This window comes from Ralstonia sp. UBA689 (assembly GCF_002298975.1).
Lineage (GTDB): Bacteria > Pseudomonadota > Gammaproteobacteria > Burkholderiales > Burkholderiaceae > Ralstonia.
Window position 1 is genome coordinate 14,749 of record NZ_DBMV01000043.1, and the last position, 18,097, is coordinate 32,845.

The window sequence follows — 18,097 nt, forward strand, 5'->3', positions numbered from 1 at the left end:
CGTGTGCGTGCGGACACCGATGGGGTGATGGACCGCCAAGTTGGCGCCGCAGTGTGCACGCTATGCAGGCCGGCTTTCAAGCACCTTGCGAAAGGGCGGGGCGGGCCATTGTGACAGCCCGGAATGCCGCATGGGCAAACGATTCAGGGTTTGTCCCTAGCCCTGGATTTGGGGCCGCGCAACGCTCGTGCGCGGCCAAGCGCGATCACATGCCGATGCCGCGCGCCATCAGCACGGCCGCCAGCGGAATGAACACGATCAGGTGCGATTCGATCATGACCCAGCGACGCACCTTGGCGATCTCGGAGGGCGTAGGCACGAAGTCGGGCAGTGTCTTGCCCTGCTTCTTCCAACGCAGGATGGCGACGGTGGGCATGATCGACAGCAGCCCGACCAGGATGAACAGCCCGAGCTTGATGTGGAATACCGGGTTGTGCAGATAGAACGCAGCGCCCTTGGCACCGTAGAACACGCGCAGCCCGCCAGTGATCAGCACCGCCAGTGCCGCCATGCCGAACACTGCGTCATAGCGTGCCAGGCGCTGGCGGATCTCCGGCGTCATGTCCGGGCGCAGCACCACGGCCTCGGCGGAGAGGAAGACGATCATCGTGAAGATCGAGATGTAATGCAGGTAAGCCAGCAACGCATCAGACCACATGTTGACCTCGTGGGGGTAGGGAAACGGTTCGGGTCGCTCGGGCAGGCACTAGATGACACCTCGCACGCGCAGCGCTCCGATTTGGTCGGCGCTCAGATCCAGTACGTCGCGCAGCACGGCTTCGGTGTGTTCGCCCAGCAGCGGCGGATGGCTTACGGCCTTGGGCGGTGTGGCGCTCATCTTGACCGGGCTGCCGACCAGCTTGACGGTGCCGGCGCTCGGGTGGGGTAGGTCGACGCGCAGGCCGCGCGCCTGCACCTGTTCGTTGTCGAACACCTCGTCGAGATCGTTGATCGGGCCGCACGGCACGCCGGCCGCTTCGAGCTTGTTGATCCACTCCGTCTTGCCGAAGCGCTTGACCATCTCGGCCAGGATCGGCACCAGCACGTCGCGGTTGGCTACGCGTTGCGGGTTGGTGGCAAAGCGCGGGTCGTTGGCCAGTTCGGGCATGCCGCCGGCTTCCACAAAGCGGCGGAACTGCCCGTCGTTGCCCACGGCGACGATGATCCAGCCGTTCGAGGTGTGGAAGGTCTGATACGGCACGATGTTCGGGTGCGCGTTGCCCCAGCGCTTGGGCGCCTGGCCGCTGGTCAGGTAGTTGGTGTTCATGTTGGCCAGCATGGCGACCTGCACGTCGAGCAATGCCATGTCGATGTACTGGCCTTCGCCGGTGCGGTCTCGATGTGCGAGCGCGGTCAGCACGGCCACCGTGGCGTACATGCCGGTCATCAGGTCGGAGATGGCGACGCCGGCCTTTTGCGGGCCGCCGCCGGGCAGGTCGTCGCGCTCACCGGTCAGGCTCATGAAACCGCCCATGCCCTGCACGATGAAGTCGTAACCGGCACGCGCGGCATACGGGCCGGTCTGGCCGAAGCCGGTGATGGAGCAGTAGACCAGGTCCGGCTTGACGGCCTTGAGCGATTCGTAATCAAGCCCGTATTTCTTGAGCTGGCCGACCTTGTAGTTCTCTAGCACCACATCCGCATGCGCGGCGAGCTTGCGGACGATGTCCTGGCCCTCGGGTGTGCTGATGTCAACCGTGATCGAACGCTTGTTGCGGTTGGCGGCCAGGTAGTAGGCAGCCTCGGCGGTGTCTTGGCCGGCCTCGTCCTTCAGCCACGGCGGGCCCCAGGTGCGGGTGTCGTCGCCGGCGCCGGGGCGCTCCACCTTGATGACGTCGGCACCGAAATCGGCGAGGTTCTGCGCGCACCACGGGCCGGCGAGCACGCGCGTGAGATCGAGGACACGGAGATGGCTGAGAGCGCCCATGGAGAAACGTTTTGGCACAGTTCGGACGCGTGCACTGTACACCACCCTCCCGCATCTCCCCAGCCCCATGCGACCAATGGGCGTAAAAGCGGTACGAACCCCGTATAATCAACGGTTTGCACTGATCCAAGATGCGCTTTGGGGCTCCCCCAGGGCGCCATGCTGACTCCGGCACCCCGCGACATGAAAGCCTCCGATATCCGCCAAAAATTCCTGACGTTCTTTGAGACGAAGGGCCACACCGTGGTGCGCTCCTCGCCGCTGGTGCCGGGCAATGACCCGACGCTGCTGTTCACCAACTCCGGCATGGTGCAGTTCAAGGACGTCTTCCTCGGCACCGACAAGCGCCCGTACGTGCGCGCGGCCTCCGTGCAGCGCTGCCTGCGCGCTGGCGGCAAGCACAACGATCTGGAAAACGTCGGCTACACCGCGCGTCACCACACCTTCTTCGAAATGCTCGGCAACTGGTCGTTCGGCGACTACTTCAAGCGCGACGCACTCGTGTGGGCGTGGGAGCTGCTGACGCAGGAATACAAGCTGCCGGCTGAAAAGCTGTGGGCCACCGTCTACCAGACCGACGACGAGGCGTACGACATCTGGACCAAGGTCATTGGCCTGCCGCCCGAGCGCGTCGTGCGTATCGGCGACAACAAGGGCGCCCCGTATGCCTCCGACAACTTCTGGCAGATGGCCGAAACCGGCCCGTGCGGCCCGTGCTCGGAAATCTTCTACGACCACGGCCCGGACGTGTGGGGCGGCCCCCCGGGATCGCCGGAAGCCGACGGCGACCGCTACATCGAGATCTGGAACAACGTGTTCATGCAGTTCGACCGCCAGCTCGATCCGGCCACCGGTGAATACACGCTGACGCCGCTGCCCGCACCGTGCGTGGATACCGGCATGGGCCTGGAGCGCTTGGCCGCGATCCTGCAGCACGTGCACAGCAACTACGAGATCGACCTGTTCGAAGCGCTCATTGCGGCTGCCTCGCGCGAGACCAACACGAAGGACCTGTCGAACAACTCGCTGCGCGTGATTGCCGACCACATTCGCGCGTGCTCGTTCCTGATCGTCGACGGCGTGATTCCGGGCAACGAAGGCCGTGGCTACGTGCTGCGCCGGATCATCCGCCGCGCTATCCGCCACGGCTACAAGCTGGGCTGCCGCGCCGCGTTCTTCCACAAGCTGGTGGACGACCTCGTCGTGCAGATGGGCGAGGCCTATCCGGAACTGCGCGAAGCGCGCGACCGCGTGGTCGACGTGCTGCGCACGGAAGAAGCGCGCTTCTTCGAGACCATCGAGCACGGCATGTCGATCCTCGACGGCGCGCTGGGCGAGCTCAAGGCGAACGGCGGCAAGATGCTCGACGGCGAACTCGCCTTCAAGCTGCACGACACTTACGGCTTCCCGCTAGACCTGACGCAAGACGTCTGCCGCGAGAATGAAGTCATCGTCGACGAAGCCGCCTTTGACGCCGCAATGAATCGCCAGCGCGAGCAGGCACGCGCGGCGGGCAAGTTCAAGATGGCCGCCGGCACGCTCGATTACACCGGCGACAAGACCACCTTCCACGGCTACGAGCAGCTCGTGCGCGAAACCGCGCGTGTGACGGCGCTGTTTGTGGACGGTGCGTCGGTGCAGGAAATGCACCCGGGCCAGACCGGCGTGGTGGTGCTGGACCACACCCCGTTTTATGCGGAATCGGGCGGTCAGGTTGGCGACCAGGGCACGCTCAAGGCCGCGACCGTCTGGTTTGACGTGGCCGACACGCTCAAGGTGCAGCCGGAAGTGTTCGGCCACCACGGCGAGCTGCGCACCGGCGTGCTGAAGGTTGGCGATGCCGTGGCGGCGGAAGTGGACGCTGTGCGCCGCGCGCGCACCATGCGCAACCACTCGGCCACCCACCTGATGCACAAGGCCCTGCGTGAAGTGCTGGGCAGCCACGTGCAGCAGAAGGGCTCGCTGGTCGATGCGGAAAAGACACGCTTCGACTTCTCGCATAACGCGCCGATGACGCCGCTGCAGATTCGCGAAGTGGAGGCGCGCGTCAACGCAGAAATTTTCGCCAACGCCGCCACCAGCGCCCAGATCATGGGCTTTGACGATGCGGTCAAGAACGGCGCGATGGCGCTCTTCGGCGAGAAGTACGGAGACGAAGTGCGTGTGCTGTCGATCGGCACGTCGAAGGAACTGTGCGGTGGCACCCACGTGGCACGCACGGGCGACATTGGCCTGTTCAAGATCGTGAGCGAATCGGGCGTGGCAGCGGGCATCCGCCGCGTGGAAGCCATCACTGGTGACAACGTGCTGCACTACCTGCAGACGCTCGACACGCGCATCAACGAAGCGGCTGCCGCGCTGCGCGCGCAGCCTGCGGAACTGACCTCGCGCATCGTGCAGGTGCAGGATCAGGTCAAGTCGCTGGAGAAGGAACTGGAGCGCCTGAAGTCCAAGCTGGCCGCAGCCCAAGGCGACGAACTGCTCAGTCAGGCCGTGGACGTGGCCGGCATCAAGGTGCTGGCCGCCAAGCTCGACGGTGCCGATGCCAAGACGCTGCGCGAGACGATGGACAAGCTCAAGGACAAGCTGCAGACCGCCGCCATCGTGCTGGGCAGCGTGAGCGACGGCAAGGTTGCGCTGATTGCCGGCGTGACGGCTGACGCCACGGCCAAGGTCAAGGCTGGCGAGCTGGTCAACTTTGTCGCCCAGCAGGTTGGCGGCAAGGGTGGTGGTCGCCCGGACATGGCCCAGGCCGGCGGCACCGAGCCCGAAAAGCTGCCGCAGGCCCTGGCCGGCGTGGTGGCATGGGTGCAGCAGAAGGTGTGATGTAACGCCTTCCGCGTCTGACGCGATGCGCTGAACGGCGCGCGTTCCCGGCAACGGGGCGCGCGCCGTTTTGTTTTGGGGCTGCACTTTGTGCGCAGAGCACGCGGCGAGCAACTTGTATACGTGGAAGAAACAAGCTGCCGGCCGAAGGCGGGAAGCTGGAGACAGGCTGCGCCATCGCCTATACCGGGGAACGTGGCCGATTGTGTACGGATTGTGCGCCTGCTGGCAGGCAACTTGCATCGGTCGCGCGCGCTGTTCCCCGCAGCGCGGGTTGACCCCATTCCTATCCCCAAAAACCGAGGAGAACTATGAGCGTCTTATCCGACAAGGTCGACGCCCAGCCGCCGCAGCCACCGTCTGCGCGGTTTGGCAAACGATTGCTCAAAGCCGTCGCCGTTGGTGCGCTGCTGGCCGTGGGCATTGGCGCATCGACACAGCCGGTTGCGCAACTCGCACCGGAATCGCACGCGCGCAAGGTCAAGGTGCTGATCATCAGCATGTTTGCGCCCGAGGCGCAGCCGTGGATCGACAAGCTGGGCTTGACGCAGGACGTGCCGGTGCCGGGTCTGTCGATCGACTATCCAAGCGTGCACTGCAACGCCAGCGACGTGTGCCAGCTCACCACCGGCATGGGCAAGGCGAATGCCGCGTCGTCGGTATCGGCGCTGATCTACAGCGGGCAGTTCGATCTGCAACGCACGTACTTCCTGGTGGCGGGCATTGCCGGTATCGACCCTTCGCAGGGCACGCTGGGCAGCGCCGCGTGGGCGCGCTTCCTGGTCGATAGCGACATCGCCTGGGAGATCGACACACGCGAGGTGCCCGCCAACTGGCAGAACGGTTTCATCGGCATCAATACGCAAGGGCCGGGGCAGAAGCCGCCGCTGGATTACAAGACCGAAGTCTTCCGCGTGAACGAGGCACTGTTGCAGAAGGCGCTGGCGCTCTCGAAAAGCGCGGTGCTCGACGATAACGCCACCGCGCGAGCCTACCGCGCCAACTACCCGAGCGCCCCCGCCAACCAGCCGCCGTCTGTCGTGCAATGCGATACCGCCGCCGGCAACACGTACTGGCACGGCACCAAGCTGGGCGAGCGCGAAGCCGCGTGGGTCAAGCTGCTGACCGACGGGCAGGGCACGTACTGCACCACGCAGCAGGAAGACAACGCCACCTTCGAGGCGCTCACGCGCGGCTCGAAGGCCGGCCTGCTCGACCTGCAGCGCGTGGCCGTGCTGCGCACCGCGTCCAACTTCGATCGGCCGTATCCGGGGCAGACGCCGTATGACTCGCTGGTCAACAGCCACTCGGGCGGGTTCGTGCCGTCGCTCAACAACCTCTATCTGGCGGGTGGCCCGCTGGTCAACGAGATCGTCACGCGCTGGAGCGTGTGGAAACACGGAGTGCCCTCGCCATGATCGATTCCAAGACCACGACCTCCATGCCGCGTTTGCGCACGCTTGCCAAGCTGCTCGCCGTGGGTGCGGCGGCATTGACCTTGAACAGTTGTGCATATGACGGCATCAAGGTCATCGTTATCAACATGTTCCAGGGCGAAGCCCAGCCTTTTATCGACCGCTATGACCTGAAGGAGAAGGTGTATATCTCCGGGCTGTCGCCGGACGCGCCCAACATGCTCTGCAATTACGATGGCGTCTGCCAGGTCACCACTGGCATGGGCTACGCGAATGCGGCGTCGACGATTTCCGCACTGCTGTATCGCAGCAAGCTGGACCTGACGCACACCTACTTCGTGATTGCCGGCATTGCGGGCATCGATCCGGGGCAGGGCACGGTGGGCTCGGCGGCGTGGGCGCGCTATGCGGTGGACTACGGCCTGTCGCATGAGATCGACGCGCGCGAGATGCCCGCAGGCTGGCCTTACGGCTATTTCGGCATCGGCACCAAGGGCCCAGGCGAGAAGCCGCCAATGGACTATCGCACCGAGGTGTTCCAGTTGAACGAGGCGTTCATGCAGCGCGCAGTCACGCTGTCGAAGTCGGTCACGCTGGAGGACAGTCCCGAGGCTGTCGCCTTCCGCAGGAACTACAGCTACGCGCCGGCCAACCAGCCGCCTGCTGTCATCCAGTGCGATGTCGCTTCCGCCGATACATGGTGGGCCGGCCGCAACCTGGGGCAGCGCGCGCGTGACTGGGTGAAGACGATGACCGACAACAAGGGCACCTACTGCACCACCGCGCAGGAGGACAATGCCACGCTGGAGGTGCTCACGCGTGGCGCCCGCGCCGGCAAGATTGATTTCAGCCGCGTGGCACTGCTGCGAGCGGGCTCGGATTTCGACCGCCCATATGACGGCCAGGTCGCCTCCGATGGCCTTCTCAACTACGCACAGCAGGGCGGCTTCGTGCCGGCCACGCACAACCTCGTCAACGCGGCCAAGCCGTTGCTGGACGACATCGTGAACCGCTGGCCGCAGTGGAAGCGGGGGGTACCCGCCAATTAATGGTTGCGTGCATCACTTCGATCGCCGGCAGGCCGCAAGCTGTTCGACGCGGCCACCGGTGATTGGGCGGTGGCCGGCGACAAGCCACCGGCACGTGGAGTCCGGAAGGCCGGGCTTGTGGTTCGGGACGCGACGCCTGCGGTTCATGAACCCGGCACGCGGAGTTTTGAATACCACGCTTGAGGTTCAGAACCTGGCGTGTGAGGTTCAAAACCTGACATGCTCGGAGATCTGAACGCGGCGTCTGGAGTTCGGAGCCTTGCGCGCGCAGTCCGGAACTCGGCACGCGGCATTCAGAACCCAGGGCGCGCGGTTTTGGACTCGATGTTCGATGTTCAGAACCGCGCGCGCATGCTCCAGCACGCCGTCTGCGCAGAACGCGGCGCGTCAGCCTTTCTTCAGCGCTCCCAGGACTTCCATCGGTAGCGGGAAGACGATCGTCGAGCTCTTTTCGCCGGCAATCTGCGTGAGGGTTTGGAGGTAGCGCAACTGGATCGCCTCGGGTTGCTGGGCCAGCATGCGTGCAGCCTCCAGCAGCTTTTCCGACGCTTGCAATTCGCCCTCCGCGTGGATGACCTTGGCGCGTCGTTCGCGTTCGGCTTCGGCCTGGCGGGCGATGGCGCGGATCATCGACTCATTCAGGTCGACGTGCTTGATCTCCACATTGGCGATCTTGATGCCCCACGGGTCGGTCTGGATGTCGAGCACCTTCTGGATGTCGAGGTTGAGCTTTTCGCGCTCGGCCAGCATTTCGTCCAACTCGTGCTTGCCGAGGATGGCCCGCAGTGTCGTCTGCGCAAGCTGGCTGGTCGCCTCCAGAAAGTTGGCCACCTGGATGATGGCGCGCTCCGGATCGACCACGCGGAAGTACACCACCGCGTTGACCTTGACCGACACGTTGTCGTGCGAGATCACGTCTTGCGGCGGCACGTCCATCACAACGGTGCGCAGATCCACGCGCACCATCTGCTGGATGGCGGGGATGATCAACACCAGACCCGGCCCTTTCACACGCCAGAAGCGGCCGAGCAGAAACACTACGCCGCGCTCGTATTCGCGCAGCACCCGGAACGACGAGATGATCAGCAGCACGGCCAGGAAGATGAAGCCGCCTGCACTGAAAAAGCCGTAGAGCATTTTTCTTCTCCTTATGAAGATGCGGCGAGGGGGGCGACGGGTTCGACCATCAGCGTCAGCCCATGCCGGGCGATCACGCGCACCTGATCGCCACGCGTGATGCCGCCGTCGCAGCGCACGCGCCAGCGTTCACCGTGGATGCGCGCCCAGCCGTCGCTGTCGGCATCGGCGTCCGGTGTATCGACTTCAACGACTTCGCCCGTCATGCCGATGAGCATGTCGCCGCCGGCCACCACGGGCCGCCGCCGGGCACGCACGGCCATGCTGGATAGCGCCAGGATGACCGTCAGGCTAATGAACGCCAGGCCAATGATCAACGGCACCGGCACGCCGTAGCCCGGCGTTTGCGTATCGATCAGCATGACCGCGCCCAACACGAAGGCCACGATGCCGCCCACACCGAGCGCACCGAAGGTCGGCAGGAAGGCCTCCGCCACCATGCAGCCCAGGCCCAGTGCCACCAGCGCCAGCCCGGCGTAGTTGATCGGCAGCATCTGCAGCCCGTAGAGCGCCACCAGGATGCACATCGCCCCCAGGATGCCCGGCACCACCATCCCGGGCGTCGAGAACTCGAAGATCAGCGCATACACGCCCACCGTCAGCAACAGCAATGCCAGGCTCGGGTCGGTGATGACGGCGAGGAAGTGGTTGCGCCAGTCGGGCTCAACGGTCGTGGTTTGCGCGCCGGCGGTGTGCAGCGTGACCAGGCCGGTGGCGGTGCGCAGCGCGCGACCGTCCACTTGCTTGAGCAGGTCGGGGATGTCGGTGGCGATCAGGTCGATCACACGCAAGTTGGCGGCCTCAGGGGCGTCCAGGCTCACGGCTTCGCGGACGGCGCGTTCGGCCCACTCTGCATTGCGGCCGCGCAGTTGTGCCAGGCCACGGATGTACGCGGCGGCGTCGTGCATCTGCTTGCGGGCGAGGGTGTCTTCGTTGCTCGAGGGCGCGGCCGGAGCGCTGGCCGGCTTGGCGGCATCACCTGGGCTAGCTGTCGGGTTGGCCGGATTTGGCGCGGGGCCCGACGGCGCATGCCCGCCAATGCCGATGGCCACGGGCGATGCGGCCCCCAGGTTGGTGGCGGGCGCCATCGCCGCCACGTGGCAGGCGTAAAGGATGTAGGTGCCGGCACTGGCCGCGCGTGCGCCGCCCGGTGCCACGTAGCCCGCCACCGGCACCGGCGAGGCGAGGATGGCCTGGATGATCTGCCGCATCGATGCATCCAGCCCGCCGGGGGTATCCATCTCCAGCACCACGAGTTGCGCGCCTTGCTCGCGCGCTCGCTGCAGGCCGTGGATGACGTAGGCAGCGCTGGCCGGCCCGATGGCCCCGGTGAGCGGCAACACCATCACTGGCGCGGCCGCCATGGCAAGGCTGCTCCAAATGGCGATAGTCCCAGCCACCAGCCATCTGGCCCAACGTCGAACTCGCAACGACGGTCGCATACGCGCCTCCGTTCGTTACTGCCACCTTTCTCGATTGGACCGGCGGCACGGTCCGGTTGCTCACTTAAGTTTAGGCAGCAATCGCCTCACTGGCGGATGCACTTGCCTCGGCATGCGGCTCGTTCAGCACCTGTATCAGCCCCTGCAGGGCTGGCCCAGCCATGTCGCGGTGCCAGGCGAGCAGGGTGTCGACGCGACCGGGCTTGCCCAACGCATGCACGCTGATTTCCGGCGCATTCGTGTACAGCTCCAGCACCGAGCGCGGCACGAGCGCCACCCCGATTCCCGCCGCCGCGCACGCGATGATGGCGTGGTACGAGCCCAGTTCCAGCACGCGCGACGGCACCACGCCGCCGGCTTGAAACCAGTCGTCGATGAGCTGCCGATAAGCGCAGCCGGGCTCGAAGCCCAGCAGCGTGGGTGTTTGCACATCAGCGGCGCGACGGATAGGCGGATGGGCGCGGTGGGCGATGAGCACCAGTTCTTCGGCAAATGCCGGCAGCGTGGTGAGTGCAGTGCGAGGGTTGGCCAGGCAGGCGGTTTCGGCAATGAACGCGCAATCGACCTCGAAGTTCGATAGCGCCTGGATCGATTGGCGCGTCGTCATCGTCACCAACTCCAGTTGCACGCGTGGCCAGCGCTGGTGCAGGGTAGCGAGCAGCGCTGGCAGGCGGCTGGCAGCCGTGCTTTCCATGGAGGCGATGCGCAGGCGGCCATGCGGCTCGCGCGGTTGCACGGCTTGGCGGGCCTCGGCGGCCAGACGGAGGATGTCATCGGCGTAGGTCAGCAGTGTCTGGCCAGCAGGCGTGAGCACCATGCGCTTGCCCTCGCGCACGAACAACTGCACCCCCAGTGACGCCTCCAACTGGCGGATGCGCGTGGTCACGTTCGACTGCACGCGATGCAGTTGCTGGGCCGCCCGTGTGACGCCGCCCTCTCGCACGACGGTCCGAAAGATATCAAGCGAGGCCAGATCCATAATGCATCTCGAATGCTAATGTATTTGTTCAATATAATTCATTTTTCAGGATGGATGGCGTTGCGTACGATGAAGTGCCGAATCGTCGATTCCCACATCCGGGCCCTCACCATGCAGCAAGCGCTGTCGTCTCCCTCATCCTCAATGTCTGCCGCGCACGACACGCGTGCCTCCGCCTGGCGAGTCGCCATTGCCGGCATGGTCGCGCTGTCGGTAGCGATGGGCATCGGCCGCTTCGCCTTCACGCCCATCCTGCCGATGATGCTGCACGACGGCAGCGTCACGCTTGCGCAGGGGAGTTGGCTGGCCACCGGCAACTACTTCGGCTACTTCGTTGGTGCGCTGGCCTGCATGGCGGTGCGCGGCGACGCGGCGCGGCTGATCCGCATCGGCCTGGTCGCGACGGTGCTGCTCACGGCAGGTATGGGGCTGCTGCAAGGCCAGCCCGCATGGCTCGCGCTGCGCTTTGCGGCCGGCATGGCGAGCGCGCTGGTGTTCGTCTTCACGGCAGGCTGGTGCCTGCACCGGCTGACCGAACTGGGGCACGCAAAGCTGGGCGGCATCATCTTCTGCGGGCCAGGGCTGGGTATCGCCATTCCGGGGCTGGCTGCCAGCGGCATGGTGGCGCTGGGCTGGCGCGCGACGTCCGCTTGGGTTGCCTTCGGGTTGTTGTCGGCGGCGTTGGCGGCGGCAGTGTGGTCGACCATCCGCCCGGAACCGCACGCGCATCCGGCGGCGCCCGCAGCGGCGGCATCCGGCACCGCGCCGCGCCTGGACGCATCCACCGTCGCCATCACGCTGGCCTACGGTCTGGCTGGCTTCGGCTACATCATCACCGCCACCTTTCTGCCCGTGATTGCGCGCAAGGTGCTGCCGGAAGGGTCCATCTGGCCCGACCTGTTCTGGCCGATGTTCGGTGTGGGCGTGGCGCTGGGCGCGTTGCTTTCCACGCGGATCAGCCTGGCGCGTGACAACCGCGCCCTGTTGGCCGCTGCCTATGCAATGCAGGCGGTTGCCGTGGTTGTGAGCATCGTCTGGCCGACGGTGGCAGGGCTGGCGCTCTCCAGCACGTTGCTGGGGCTGCCGTTTACGGCGATCACGCTGTTCGCCATGCGCGAGGCGCGTCGCCTGTGGCCGCATGCCGTGCCGCGCCTGATGGGCCTGATGACGGCGGCCTACGGCATTGGTCAGATCGCCGGTCCGCCGTTGGCCAACCGGTTGTTTGCGACCACGGGCGGTTTCAACGCGTCGCTCGTGGTGGCGGCGACGTCGCTGGTGGTGGGCGCGGCGATTTTCCTGACGGTCAAGCGCACTGCCCCCATGCGTGCGTAATAGGCGGCATGCGGGCATGGCCCACGCGATTCGTGCGCACGTTCTAGAATGCGTCCTCCATTGGAGGAGCCCCCATGTCTTTTGCCCTGCGCCCCGGCGCCGTCGTGCCCGGGGGCCAGATCAGCGAGGCCGAGCGCGCGGTGCGCGTCGACCTGGCAGCCGCCTATCGACTGGCTGCGCTCAACGGCTGGGATGACCTGATCTACACCCACCTCTCGGCCACCGTTCCCGGCGAGCCGGATCACTTCCTCATCAACGCCTTCGGCCTAGCGTTCGACGAAATCACTGCATCCAACCTGGTCAAGATCAACCGCGCCGGCCAGCTCGTCGGCGATTGGCCCGATGCCGCCACGCGCCCGTCCGTCAACGTGACGGGCTTTGCGCTGCACGCGGCGGTGCATGCCGCGCGCCCCGATGCGCATTGCGTGATCCACCTGCACAACACGGCGGGCATTGCCGTGTCGGTGCAGAAGCACGGGTTGCTGCCGCTGTCGCAGCATGCGCTGCGCTTTCACAAACGCATGGCGTATCACGATTACGAGGGGCTGGCCTTTACGCCGGCAGAGGGCGCGCGTTTGACCGAATCCCTTGGTCAGCGCTTCGCCATGCTGCTGCGCAACCACGGCACGCTCACCGTTGGCCGCACCGTGGCCGAGGCGCACGTGCTGATGGCCACGCTCGTCAAGGCATGCGAGATCCAGATCCAGGCGCTGACTGGTGGTGAGGTCATTTCGCCCGCACCGCAAGTGGCCGATCGCGCTGCCGGTCAACTCGAAGACGGCGGCGCCATCGAGGGCGTGATGGAGTGGCCAGCCCTGTTGCGCAAACTGGATAGAATTGACGCGTCCTATCGAGCCTGATTGAACACGGAGACACCATGCCGACTTTCCATATCGAGATGTTCGAGGGCCGTACCGTCGAGCAGAAGAAGAAGTTCGTCGAAGAAATCACCCGCGTCACGTGCGAGACCCTGGGCTGTGCGCCTGGCGCGGTCGACATCATCATCAGCGACGTCAAGCGCGAGAACTGGGCGACCGGCGGCGTGCTCTGGTCCGAACAGAAGTAACGCGTCTTCCCCAAAACTTTCCGACGGCCCGCCATGCAGCCCATGCAGCATTTCGCCTCCGACAACTACGCGGGCTTCTGCCCGGAATCGCTGAAGTATTTTCTGGAAGCCAACGGCAGCGGCCACGAGCCTGCCTATGGCGACGATTCCTGGACGCAGCGCGTGTGCGATCGCATCCGTGACTTGTTCGAGACGGACTGCGAAGTCTTCTTCGTCTTCAACGGCACGGCGGCCAACTCGCTGGCGCTGTCCGCGCTGTGCCAGTCGTACCACTCCGTCATCTGCCATGAGCTGGCGCACATTGAGACGGACGAGTGCGGCGGCCCGGAGTTCTTCTCCAACGGCTCCAAGCTGCTGACCGCCAAGGGCGAGAACGGCAAGCTCACGCCCGACGCGGTGGAAGCGCTGGTCACGCGCCGCTCCGATATCCATTACCCCAAGCCCAAGGTCGTCTCGCTCACGCAGTCGACCGAGGTGGGCACCGTCTACACGGTGGACGAGGTGCGCGCGATTGCCGCCATTGCCAAGCGCCGCCAGTTGCGCGTGCATATGGATGGCGCGCGCTTTGCCAACGCGGTGGCGTCGCTGGGCGTGCATCCGTCGGAGATCACCTGGCGCGCGGGCGTGGATGTGTTGTGCTTTGGCGGCACGAAGAATGGCCTGCCGGTGGGCGAGGCGGTGGTGTTCTTCGATCGTCGCCTGGCGGAAGACTTTGCCTATCGCGTCAAGCAGGCCGGGCAACTGGCCTCGAAGATGCGTTTCATCTCTGCGCCGTGGCTGGGCTTGCTGGAGCATGGTGTGTGGCTGCGCAACGCGCGTCATGCCAATGCGATGGCGCAACTGCTGCACGCGCGTATTGCCGATGTGCCGGGCGTGCGCATCATGTTCCCGACCGAATCGAATGCCGTGTTCGCCGAGTTGCCTTTGCCCGCCATCGAGGTGCTGCACGCGCGCGGCTGGCGCTTCTACACCTTCATCGGTGCGGGCGGCTGCCGTTTCATGTGCGCGTGGGACTTGCAGCCCGAAACCGTCGAGGCGTTCGCCGCTGATATTCGTCTGGCCTGCGAGCAATCGGCCTGATCCAACCCCAATCTCATCACCATGAGCTTCGACTACCGCTTCTGCCCGCAATGCGCCACGCCGCTCGTCGAGCAGCACAACGCCGGACGGTTGCGCATTGCGTGCCCGACGCCGGATTGCGGCTTTGTCCACTGGAATAACCCGTTGCCCGTGCTGGCGGCGGTGGTTGAGTATCGCGGGCAGATGTTCCTGGCACGCAATGCGCTGTGGCCCGAGGGCATGTTCGCGCTCGTCACCGGTTTTCTGGAGCGCGATGAGACGCCCGAAGAGGGCATCGCGCGCGAACTGAAGGAAGAGACCAACCTCGATGCGCGGGCCATCTCGCTGATCGGCGTGTACGAGTTCATCCGCAAGAACGAACTGATCATCGCTTACCACGTGGTGGCCGATGGTGAGATCGCGCTGTCGGAAGAGCTGGTCGAGTATCGCCTGTTGCCGTTCGAGAGGGTGCGCCCGTGGACGGCAGGCACCGGCTATGCTGTGGCCGATTTTCTGACGGCGCGCGGCTTGCCCGTCAGTTATATCGACATTCGCACCGGAGAGCCGGCCGAGCCGGCACCGCGCCAATGGCAGCCTGCGCGCCTCGTTACAATAGCGGAATGAATGACGCGAGCCGCATCACGCTGCTCGCCTGCACCTCAGAGGAAGACATGGAGTTCCAGAAGGAAATCGACGCACGCGGCCTGAACTGCCCGCTGCCCATCCTGCGCACGAAGAAGGCGCTTGCCGATATGCAGAGCGGCGAAGTGCTCAAGATCGTCGCCACCGATCCCGGCGCCACGCGCGACTTCCAGGCATTCGCCAAGCAGACCGGCAACGAACTGCTGGAGCACAGCGAGCACGACAAGGTTTTTACGTTCTACATGCGCCGCCGCTGAGAACCGACTCACAATTCTGCTGCGCTTCTCGAACCAACCTCGGGCCGCTCGCTACGGATTGTGAGCGGGTTCTGAGTATTCGGGGCATTCAAGACACGCGGGGCGATCCGGGTTGGCCGGATCGCCCCGTTGTCATTTCGTCGGGGCGGATTGGGCTTGCGTGCGCTCAGCGCCGTAGGTCTTCACCAGGTAATCGACCATCGCCGGAATATCCTTCTCTGGAAACGGCGCGCCAAACGGCACCTTCATCTTCTTGACGGTGGCTTCCCAGTAGCTGCGCGGCAGCGCGGGGGGCTGGGTCTGCACGTACTGCGCGGCGTGGCAGATCATGCAGTTCTGCAGCACGAGCCGGTAGCCCGGCAGGTCGCTTGGCTTGTACTGGGCGGTTTCGGGCGGCAAGGTGATATCCAGCGCGTGTGCGGCCGTTGCGCCGAACAGTGTTGCCAGTGCGAGACCAATGCGCAGCGTTCTGTGATCGAACATGTCGGCCTCCTCACGCAACGATCACGCGCGTGGTTTCCACCACGTTGCGCATATAGCCCGGCGGGTTCCACAGCGCAGTCATTGGCTGGCTCTGGCCGATGCGGTTGACTGCGCGGACCTTCAGTTCATAGGTGCCGCGCCGGGTCGGATGGAACGGCGCACGCCATTCACGGAACGAGTATCTGCCTAGGTCTTCGCCCAGTTGCGCTTCGGTCCACGTGCGGCCGCCATCGGCGGAGAACGCAACCTCGGTGATGCCGTAGCCGCCGTCGAATGCGATGCCGCGCACGATGTGCTCGCGCCCGGCGGAAACGGTGGCGCCATCGGCCAGGCTGGTGATGAACGAGCGCACGTTGAAGCGGCCGATCGGTACCGTCTTTGCCGGTGCGGTGCCGGGCGCCACGCAGGCGCAGGGGTTGTCGGGAATGCGGTAGGCCGTGCGCATCCAGAATCCGTCGAAAGGTTTGTCGACGACCTGGATGCTGGTGAGATGCTTGACCCAATACGTGCCATAGTGGCCCGGCACGATCAGGCGGATCGGGTAGCCATTGAGCATCGGCAGATCGGCGCCGTTCATGGCCCAGGCGATCATCACTTCGCCGTCGAGCGCGTGGTCGATCTCCAGGGCCTTGATGAAGTCCGGGCTTTTAGCGTCGGCCAGTGGAGGATGGTCTAGGCCATCGAATACCACCTGCACGCTGCCCGCGCGTACGCCCGCCTTGTCGAGCACCTGCTTGAGCGCTACGCCGGTCCAGCGCGCATTGCCCATTGCGCCGTTGGAAAGCTGCCCGCCGCCCACACGCGGCTGGAAGTGGCCACGCCCGTTGCCCGAGCACTGGTTGACGGCCACAATCTCGCGCGGCTCGCCCAGCGCCTTCAGGTCCTCCAGCGACAGGTCGAGCGGCGTGTTGACGTTACCGCCCACCTGAAGGCGATACGTTGCGGGGTCGATTGAGGTGGGAATGCCGGCCCAGTGGTAGCGCACGAAGAAGGCATCGTTGGGCGTGATGGTGCCGTCGTTGAACACCGCAAACGGCGTTTCCAACTGCGGCGGACGGCTCGTGAGCAGGATCAGGGGGCGCTTTTGCGGGAAGGTCACCAGCTCGCGCGCGCCGTTGTCGAAGGGTAACGTCACGCCCCTTGCAGTGGCGGCCAGCGCGGTCAGTGCTGGGTGGCCGAGCGCGGCGCCCGCGCCAAGTGTGCCGAGTGCCCTGAGTACCCCGCGCCGCGTGGCGCGTTGCTGCGGATCATCGGGATGCATGCTGTCGTCTCCTTGGAGTCCCTCACGGTATCCAAGGACATGATGGCAGATGTGTCAATCAGGATTGTCGGTGGTGCGGATGGTGCGCCGCAATGTTGAGCGCACCAGCGGCGGCACTACTTGCGCGCTTCCATCGCCATGCGCAGCGCCAGGCCGGTCAGCACCGAGCCCATCAGGTAGCGCTGGATTGACAGCCAGCTCGGCTTGCGCGAGAGGAATGTGGCAATGCTGCCCGCCGTCGAGGCGATCATCGAGTTGACGGTGACGCTGACGCAGATTTGCGTGATGCCGAGGCACACCGACTGCACCAGCACGCTGCCGTGCGACGGCTCGATGAACTGCGGCAGCAGCGACAGGTAGAGCACCGCCACTTTCGGATTGAGCAAGCTGGTCAACAGCCCCATCGAATACAGCTTGCGAGGGCTATCCACCGGCAGCTCGCGCAACTGGAACGGCGCGCGTCCGCCCGGGCGCACGGCCTGCCAGGCGAGATACAGCAGATAGATCGCGCCGCCAAAACGCAGTGCATCGTACGCAAACGGCACCGCCATCAGCAGCGCCGTGATGCCGAATGCAGCGCACAGCATGTAGAACACGAACCCCGTGGCGATGCCCGCCAGCGACACCAGCCCTGCATTGCGCCCCTGGCAAATCGAACGCGAGATCAAGTAGACCATGTTCGGGCCGGGCGTGAGCACCATGCCGAGCGCGACCAGGGCAAAGGTGAGCAGGGTGGTGATGGTGGGCATGGTAGTGACGCCTGCGAGCGGAGACGATGAGCCTGCAGGCTAGCACCCGCTAGCAATTGGCCGACAGATACAGAACTTCAGAAATTTGGCGGATTCTGTATCGGTCGAGTGTCGAGGCGGGTTTCCGGTGACCCTGACGTCGAACGCGGTTGCGTCAATCAACGTGGCAATAACATGCCGGGCCACCAACCTGGCGCACGACGCTCAATCACTTGCGGTTATCTTCTTACCCGCGTTCGACACAGCTTGACAAGGCGATGCAGCCTAGCCTGAAGGCAGGGTCCACATGTTCCGCATGGTGGCCGTACTTGTGGCAGTCTGATGCCATCGATTCCGACATGGCGATGGAGATGATGTGAAGAATACTGTGGCCATGGCGCGCGCGCTGATAACAGGCATATTGCTCTGTTTGACCTCGGGGGGCAGTCAGGCAGCGGCAACGTCGTTGTTTACGCCGGAGGAGCACGCATGGA

General features: G+C 65.0%; 17 protein-coding genes. 9 read left to right on the forward strand and 8 right to left on the reverse strand.

Features of this window, described 5'->3' with window-relative positions:
- Positions 1-205 precede the first annotated feature (205 nt).
- Positions 206-658, reverse strand: coding sequence for a DUF2214 family protein (locus B4F51_RS21445; RefSeq protein WP_296228723.1), 453 nt, complete (start codon positions 656-658; stop codon positions 206-208).
- 48 nt (positions 659-706) lie between these two features.
- Positions 707-1,927, reverse strand: coding sequence for a CaiB/BaiF CoA transferase family protein (locus tag B4F51_RS21450; RefSeq protein WP_296228725.1), 1,221 nt, complete (start codon positions 1,925-1,927; stop codon positions 707-709).
- Positions 1,928-2,110: 183 nt separating this feature from the next.
- Here B4F51_RS21450 and alaS point away from each other — a divergent pair, with 183 nt between their 5' ends.
- From alaS to B4F51_RS21465, 3 genes are all read left to right on the forward strand, one after another.
- The gene (alaS, locus tag B4F51_RS21455) at positions 2,111-4,753 is read left to right on the forward strand and encodes an alanine--tRNA ligase (protein WP_296228726.1); all 2,643 of its coding nucleotides are present in this window, start codon (positions 2,111-2,113) and stop codon (positions 4,751-4,753) included.
- A gap of 311 nt (positions 4,754-5,064) precedes the next feature.
- Positions 5,065-6,171, forward strand: coding sequence for a purine-nucleoside phosphorylase (locus B4F51_RS21460; protein WP_296228727.1), 1,107 nt, complete (start codon positions 5,065-5,067; stop codon positions 6,169-6,171).
- Positions 6,168-7,217, forward strand: a complete 1,050-nt coding sequence (locus B4F51_RS21465; RefSeq protein ID WP_296228728.1) for a purine-nucleoside phosphorylase — start codon at positions 6,168-6,170, stop codon at positions 7,215-7,217. Before B4F51_RS21460 ends, B4F51_RS21465 begins: the two co-directional genes overlap by 4 nt.
- A gap of 387 nt (positions 7,218-7,604) precedes the next feature.
- Here the strand turns inward: B4F51_RS21465 and B4F51_RS21470 are convergent, their stop codons facing one another.
- From B4F51_RS21470 to B4F51_RS21480, 3 genes are all read right to left on the reverse strand, one after another.
- Positions 7,605-8,354: a slipin family protein gene (locus B4F51_RS21470; RefSeq protein WP_296228729.1), complete on the reverse strand. Its 750-nt coding sequence runs from the start codon at positions 8,352-8,354 to the stop codon at positions 7,605-7,607.
- A gap of 11 nt (positions 8,355-8,365) precedes the next feature.
- The gene (locus tag B4F51_RS21475; RefSeq protein ID WP_296228730.1) at positions 8,366-9,796 is read right to left on the reverse strand and encodes an NfeD family protein; all 1,431 of its coding nucleotides are present in this window, start codon (positions 9,794-9,796) and stop codon (positions 8,366-8,368) included.
- Between the two features lie 70 nt (positions 9,797-9,866).
- Positions 9,867-10,775, reverse strand: a complete 909-nt coding sequence (locus B4F51_RS21480) for a LysR family transcriptional regulator (protein ID WP_296228731.1) — start codon at positions 10,773-10,775, stop codon at positions 9,867-9,869.
- 111 nt (positions 10,776-10,886) lie between these two features.
- Between B4F51_RS21480 and B4F51_RS21485 the strand changes: the two genes are divergently transcribed.
- The 6 genes from B4F51_RS21485 to B4F51_RS21510 all read left to right on the forward strand — a co-directional run bounded on the left by B4F51_RS21485 (position 10,887) and on the right by B4F51_RS21510 (position 15,131).
- On the forward strand, positions 10,887-12,107 hold the full coding sequence (locus B4F51_RS21485; RefSeq protein WP_296228738.1) for a YbfB/YjiJ family MFS transporter: 1,221 nt from the start codon (positions 10,887-10,889) through the stop codon (positions 12,105-12,107).
- A 74-nt stretch (positions 12,108-12,181) separates the two neighbouring features.
- Positions 12,182-12,967 carry a class II aldolase/adducin family protein gene (locus tag B4F51_RS21490; protein WP_296228732.1) on the forward strand — a complete coding sequence of 262 codons (786 nt, stop codon included), beginning with the start codon at positions 12,182-12,184 and terminating at the stop codon, positions 12,965-12,967.
- Positions 12,968-12,984: 17 nt separating this feature from the next.
- A complete protein-coding gene (locus tag B4F51_RS21495) occupies positions 12,985-13,173 on the forward strand; it encodes a 4-oxalocrotonate tautomerase (RefSeq protein ID WP_296228733.1) in 189 nt (62 codons plus the stop codon).
- Between the two features lie 42 nt (positions 13,174-13,215).
- The gene (locus B4F51_RS21500; protein ID WP_296228739.1) at positions 13,216-14,253 is read left to right on the forward strand and encodes a threonine aldolase family protein; all 1,038 of its coding nucleotides are present in this window, start codon (positions 13,216-13,218) and stop codon (positions 14,251-14,253) included.
- Positions 14,254-14,274: 21 nt separating this feature from the next.
- Positions 14,275-14,856 (forward strand): NUDIX hydrolase, encoded by a 582-nt coding sequence (locus B4F51_RS21505; protein WP_296228734.1) that lies wholly within the window; start codon positions 14,275-14,277, stop codon positions 14,854-14,856.
- A gap of 47 nt (positions 14,857-14,903) precedes the next feature.
- On the forward strand, positions 14,904-15,131 hold the full coding sequence (locus B4F51_RS21510) for a sulfurtransferase TusA family protein (protein ID WP_296228740.1): 228 nt from the start codon (positions 14,904-14,906) through the stop codon (positions 15,129-15,131).
- A 132-nt stretch (positions 15,132-15,263) separates the two neighbouring features.
- Here B4F51_RS21510 and B4F51_RS21515 read toward each other — a convergent pair whose 3' ends face one another.
- The 3 genes from B4F51_RS21515 to B4F51_RS21525 all read right to left on the reverse strand — a co-directional run bounded on the left by B4F51_RS21515 (position 15,264) and on the right by B4F51_RS21525 (position 17,624).
- Complete coding sequence (locus B4F51_RS21515; protein ID WP_296228735.1) at positions 15,264-15,614, reverse strand: c-type cytochrome; 351 nt, start codon at positions 15,612-15,614, stop codon at positions 15,264-15,266.
- A 10-nt stretch (positions 15,615-15,624) separates the two neighbouring features.
- Positions 15,625-16,875: a molybdopterin-dependent oxidoreductase gene (locus B4F51_RS21520; protein ID WP_296228736.1), complete on the reverse strand. Its 1,251-nt coding sequence runs from the start codon at positions 16,873-16,875 to the stop codon at positions 15,625-15,627.
- A gap of 116 nt (positions 16,876-16,991) precedes the next feature.
- Positions 16,992-17,624: a LysE family translocator gene (locus B4F51_RS21525; protein WP_296228737.1), complete on the reverse strand. Its 633-nt coding sequence runs from the start codon at positions 17,622-17,624 to the stop codon at positions 16,992-16,994.
- Between the last annotated feature and the right edge of the window lie 473 nt (positions 17,625-18,097).

Excerpts from the sequence above, each read along its gene's own strand:
- B4F51_RS21445 (WP_296228723.1), bottom strand. The coding sequence starts at position 658 with ATGTGGTCTGATGCGTTGCTGGCTTACCTGCATTACATCTCGATCTTC.
- B4F51_RS21450 (WP_296228725.1), bottom strand. The coding sequence starts at position 1,927 with ATGGGCGCTCTCAGCCATCTCCGTGTCCTCGATCTCACGCGCGTGCTC.
- alaS (WP_296228726.1), top strand. The coding sequence starts at position 2,111 with ATGAAAGCCTCCGATATCCGCCAAAAATTCCTGACGTTCTTTGAGACG.
- B4F51_RS21460 (WP_296228727.1), top strand. The coding sequence starts at position 5,065 with ATGAGCGTCTTATCCGACAAGGTCGACGCCCAGCCGCCGCAGCCACCG.
- B4F51_RS21465 (WP_296228728.1), top strand. The coding sequence starts at position 6,168 with ATGATCGATTCCAAGACCACGACCTCCATGCCGCGTTTGCGCACGCTT.
- B4F51_RS21470 (WP_296228729.1), bottom strand. The coding sequence starts at position 8,354 with ATGCTCTACGGCTTTTTCAGTGCAGGCGGCTTCATCTTCCTGGCCGTG.
- B4F51_RS21475 (WP_296228730.1), bottom strand. The coding sequence starts at position 9,796 with ATGCGACCGTCGTTGCGAGTTCGACGTTGGGCCAGATGGCTGGTGGCT.
- B4F51_RS21480 (WP_296228731.1), bottom strand. The coding sequence starts at position 10,775 with ATGGATCTGGCCTCGCTTGATATCTTTCGGACCGTCGTGCGAGAGGGC.
- B4F51_RS21485 (WP_296228738.1), top strand. The coding sequence starts at position 10,887 with ATGCAGCAAGCGCTGTCGTCTCCCTCATCCTCAATGTCTGCCGCGCAC.
- B4F51_RS21490 (WP_296228732.1), top strand. The coding sequence starts at position 12,182 with ATGTCTTTTGCCCTGCGCCCCGGCGCCGTCGTGCCCGGGGGCCAGATC.
- B4F51_RS21495 (WP_296228733.1), top strand. The coding sequence starts at position 12,985 with ATGCCGACTTTCCATATCGAGATGTTCGAGGGCCGTACCGTCGAGCAG.
- B4F51_RS21500 (WP_296228739.1), top strand. The coding sequence starts at position 13,216 with ATGCAGCATTTCGCCTCCGACAACTACGCGGGCTTCTGCCCGGAATCG.
- B4F51_RS21505 (WP_296228734.1), top strand. The coding sequence starts at position 14,275 with ATGAGCTTCGACTACCGCTTCTGCCCGCAATGCGCCACGCCGCTCGTC.
- B4F51_RS21510 (WP_296228740.1), top strand. The coding sequence starts at position 14,904 with ATGGAGTTCCAGAAGGAAATCGACGCACGCGGCCTGAACTGCCCGCTG.
- B4F51_RS21515 (WP_296228735.1), bottom strand. The coding sequence starts at position 15,614 with ATGTTCGATCACAGAACGCTGCGCATTGGTCTCGCACTGGCAACACTG.
- B4F51_RS21520 (WP_296228736.1), bottom strand. The coding sequence starts at position 16,875 with ATGCATCCCGATGATCCGCAGCAACGCGCCACGCGGCGCGGGGTACTC.
- B4F51_RS21525 (WP_296228737.1), bottom strand. The coding sequence starts at position 17,624 with ATGCCCACCATCACCACCCTGCTCACCTTTGCCCTGGTCGCGCTCGGC.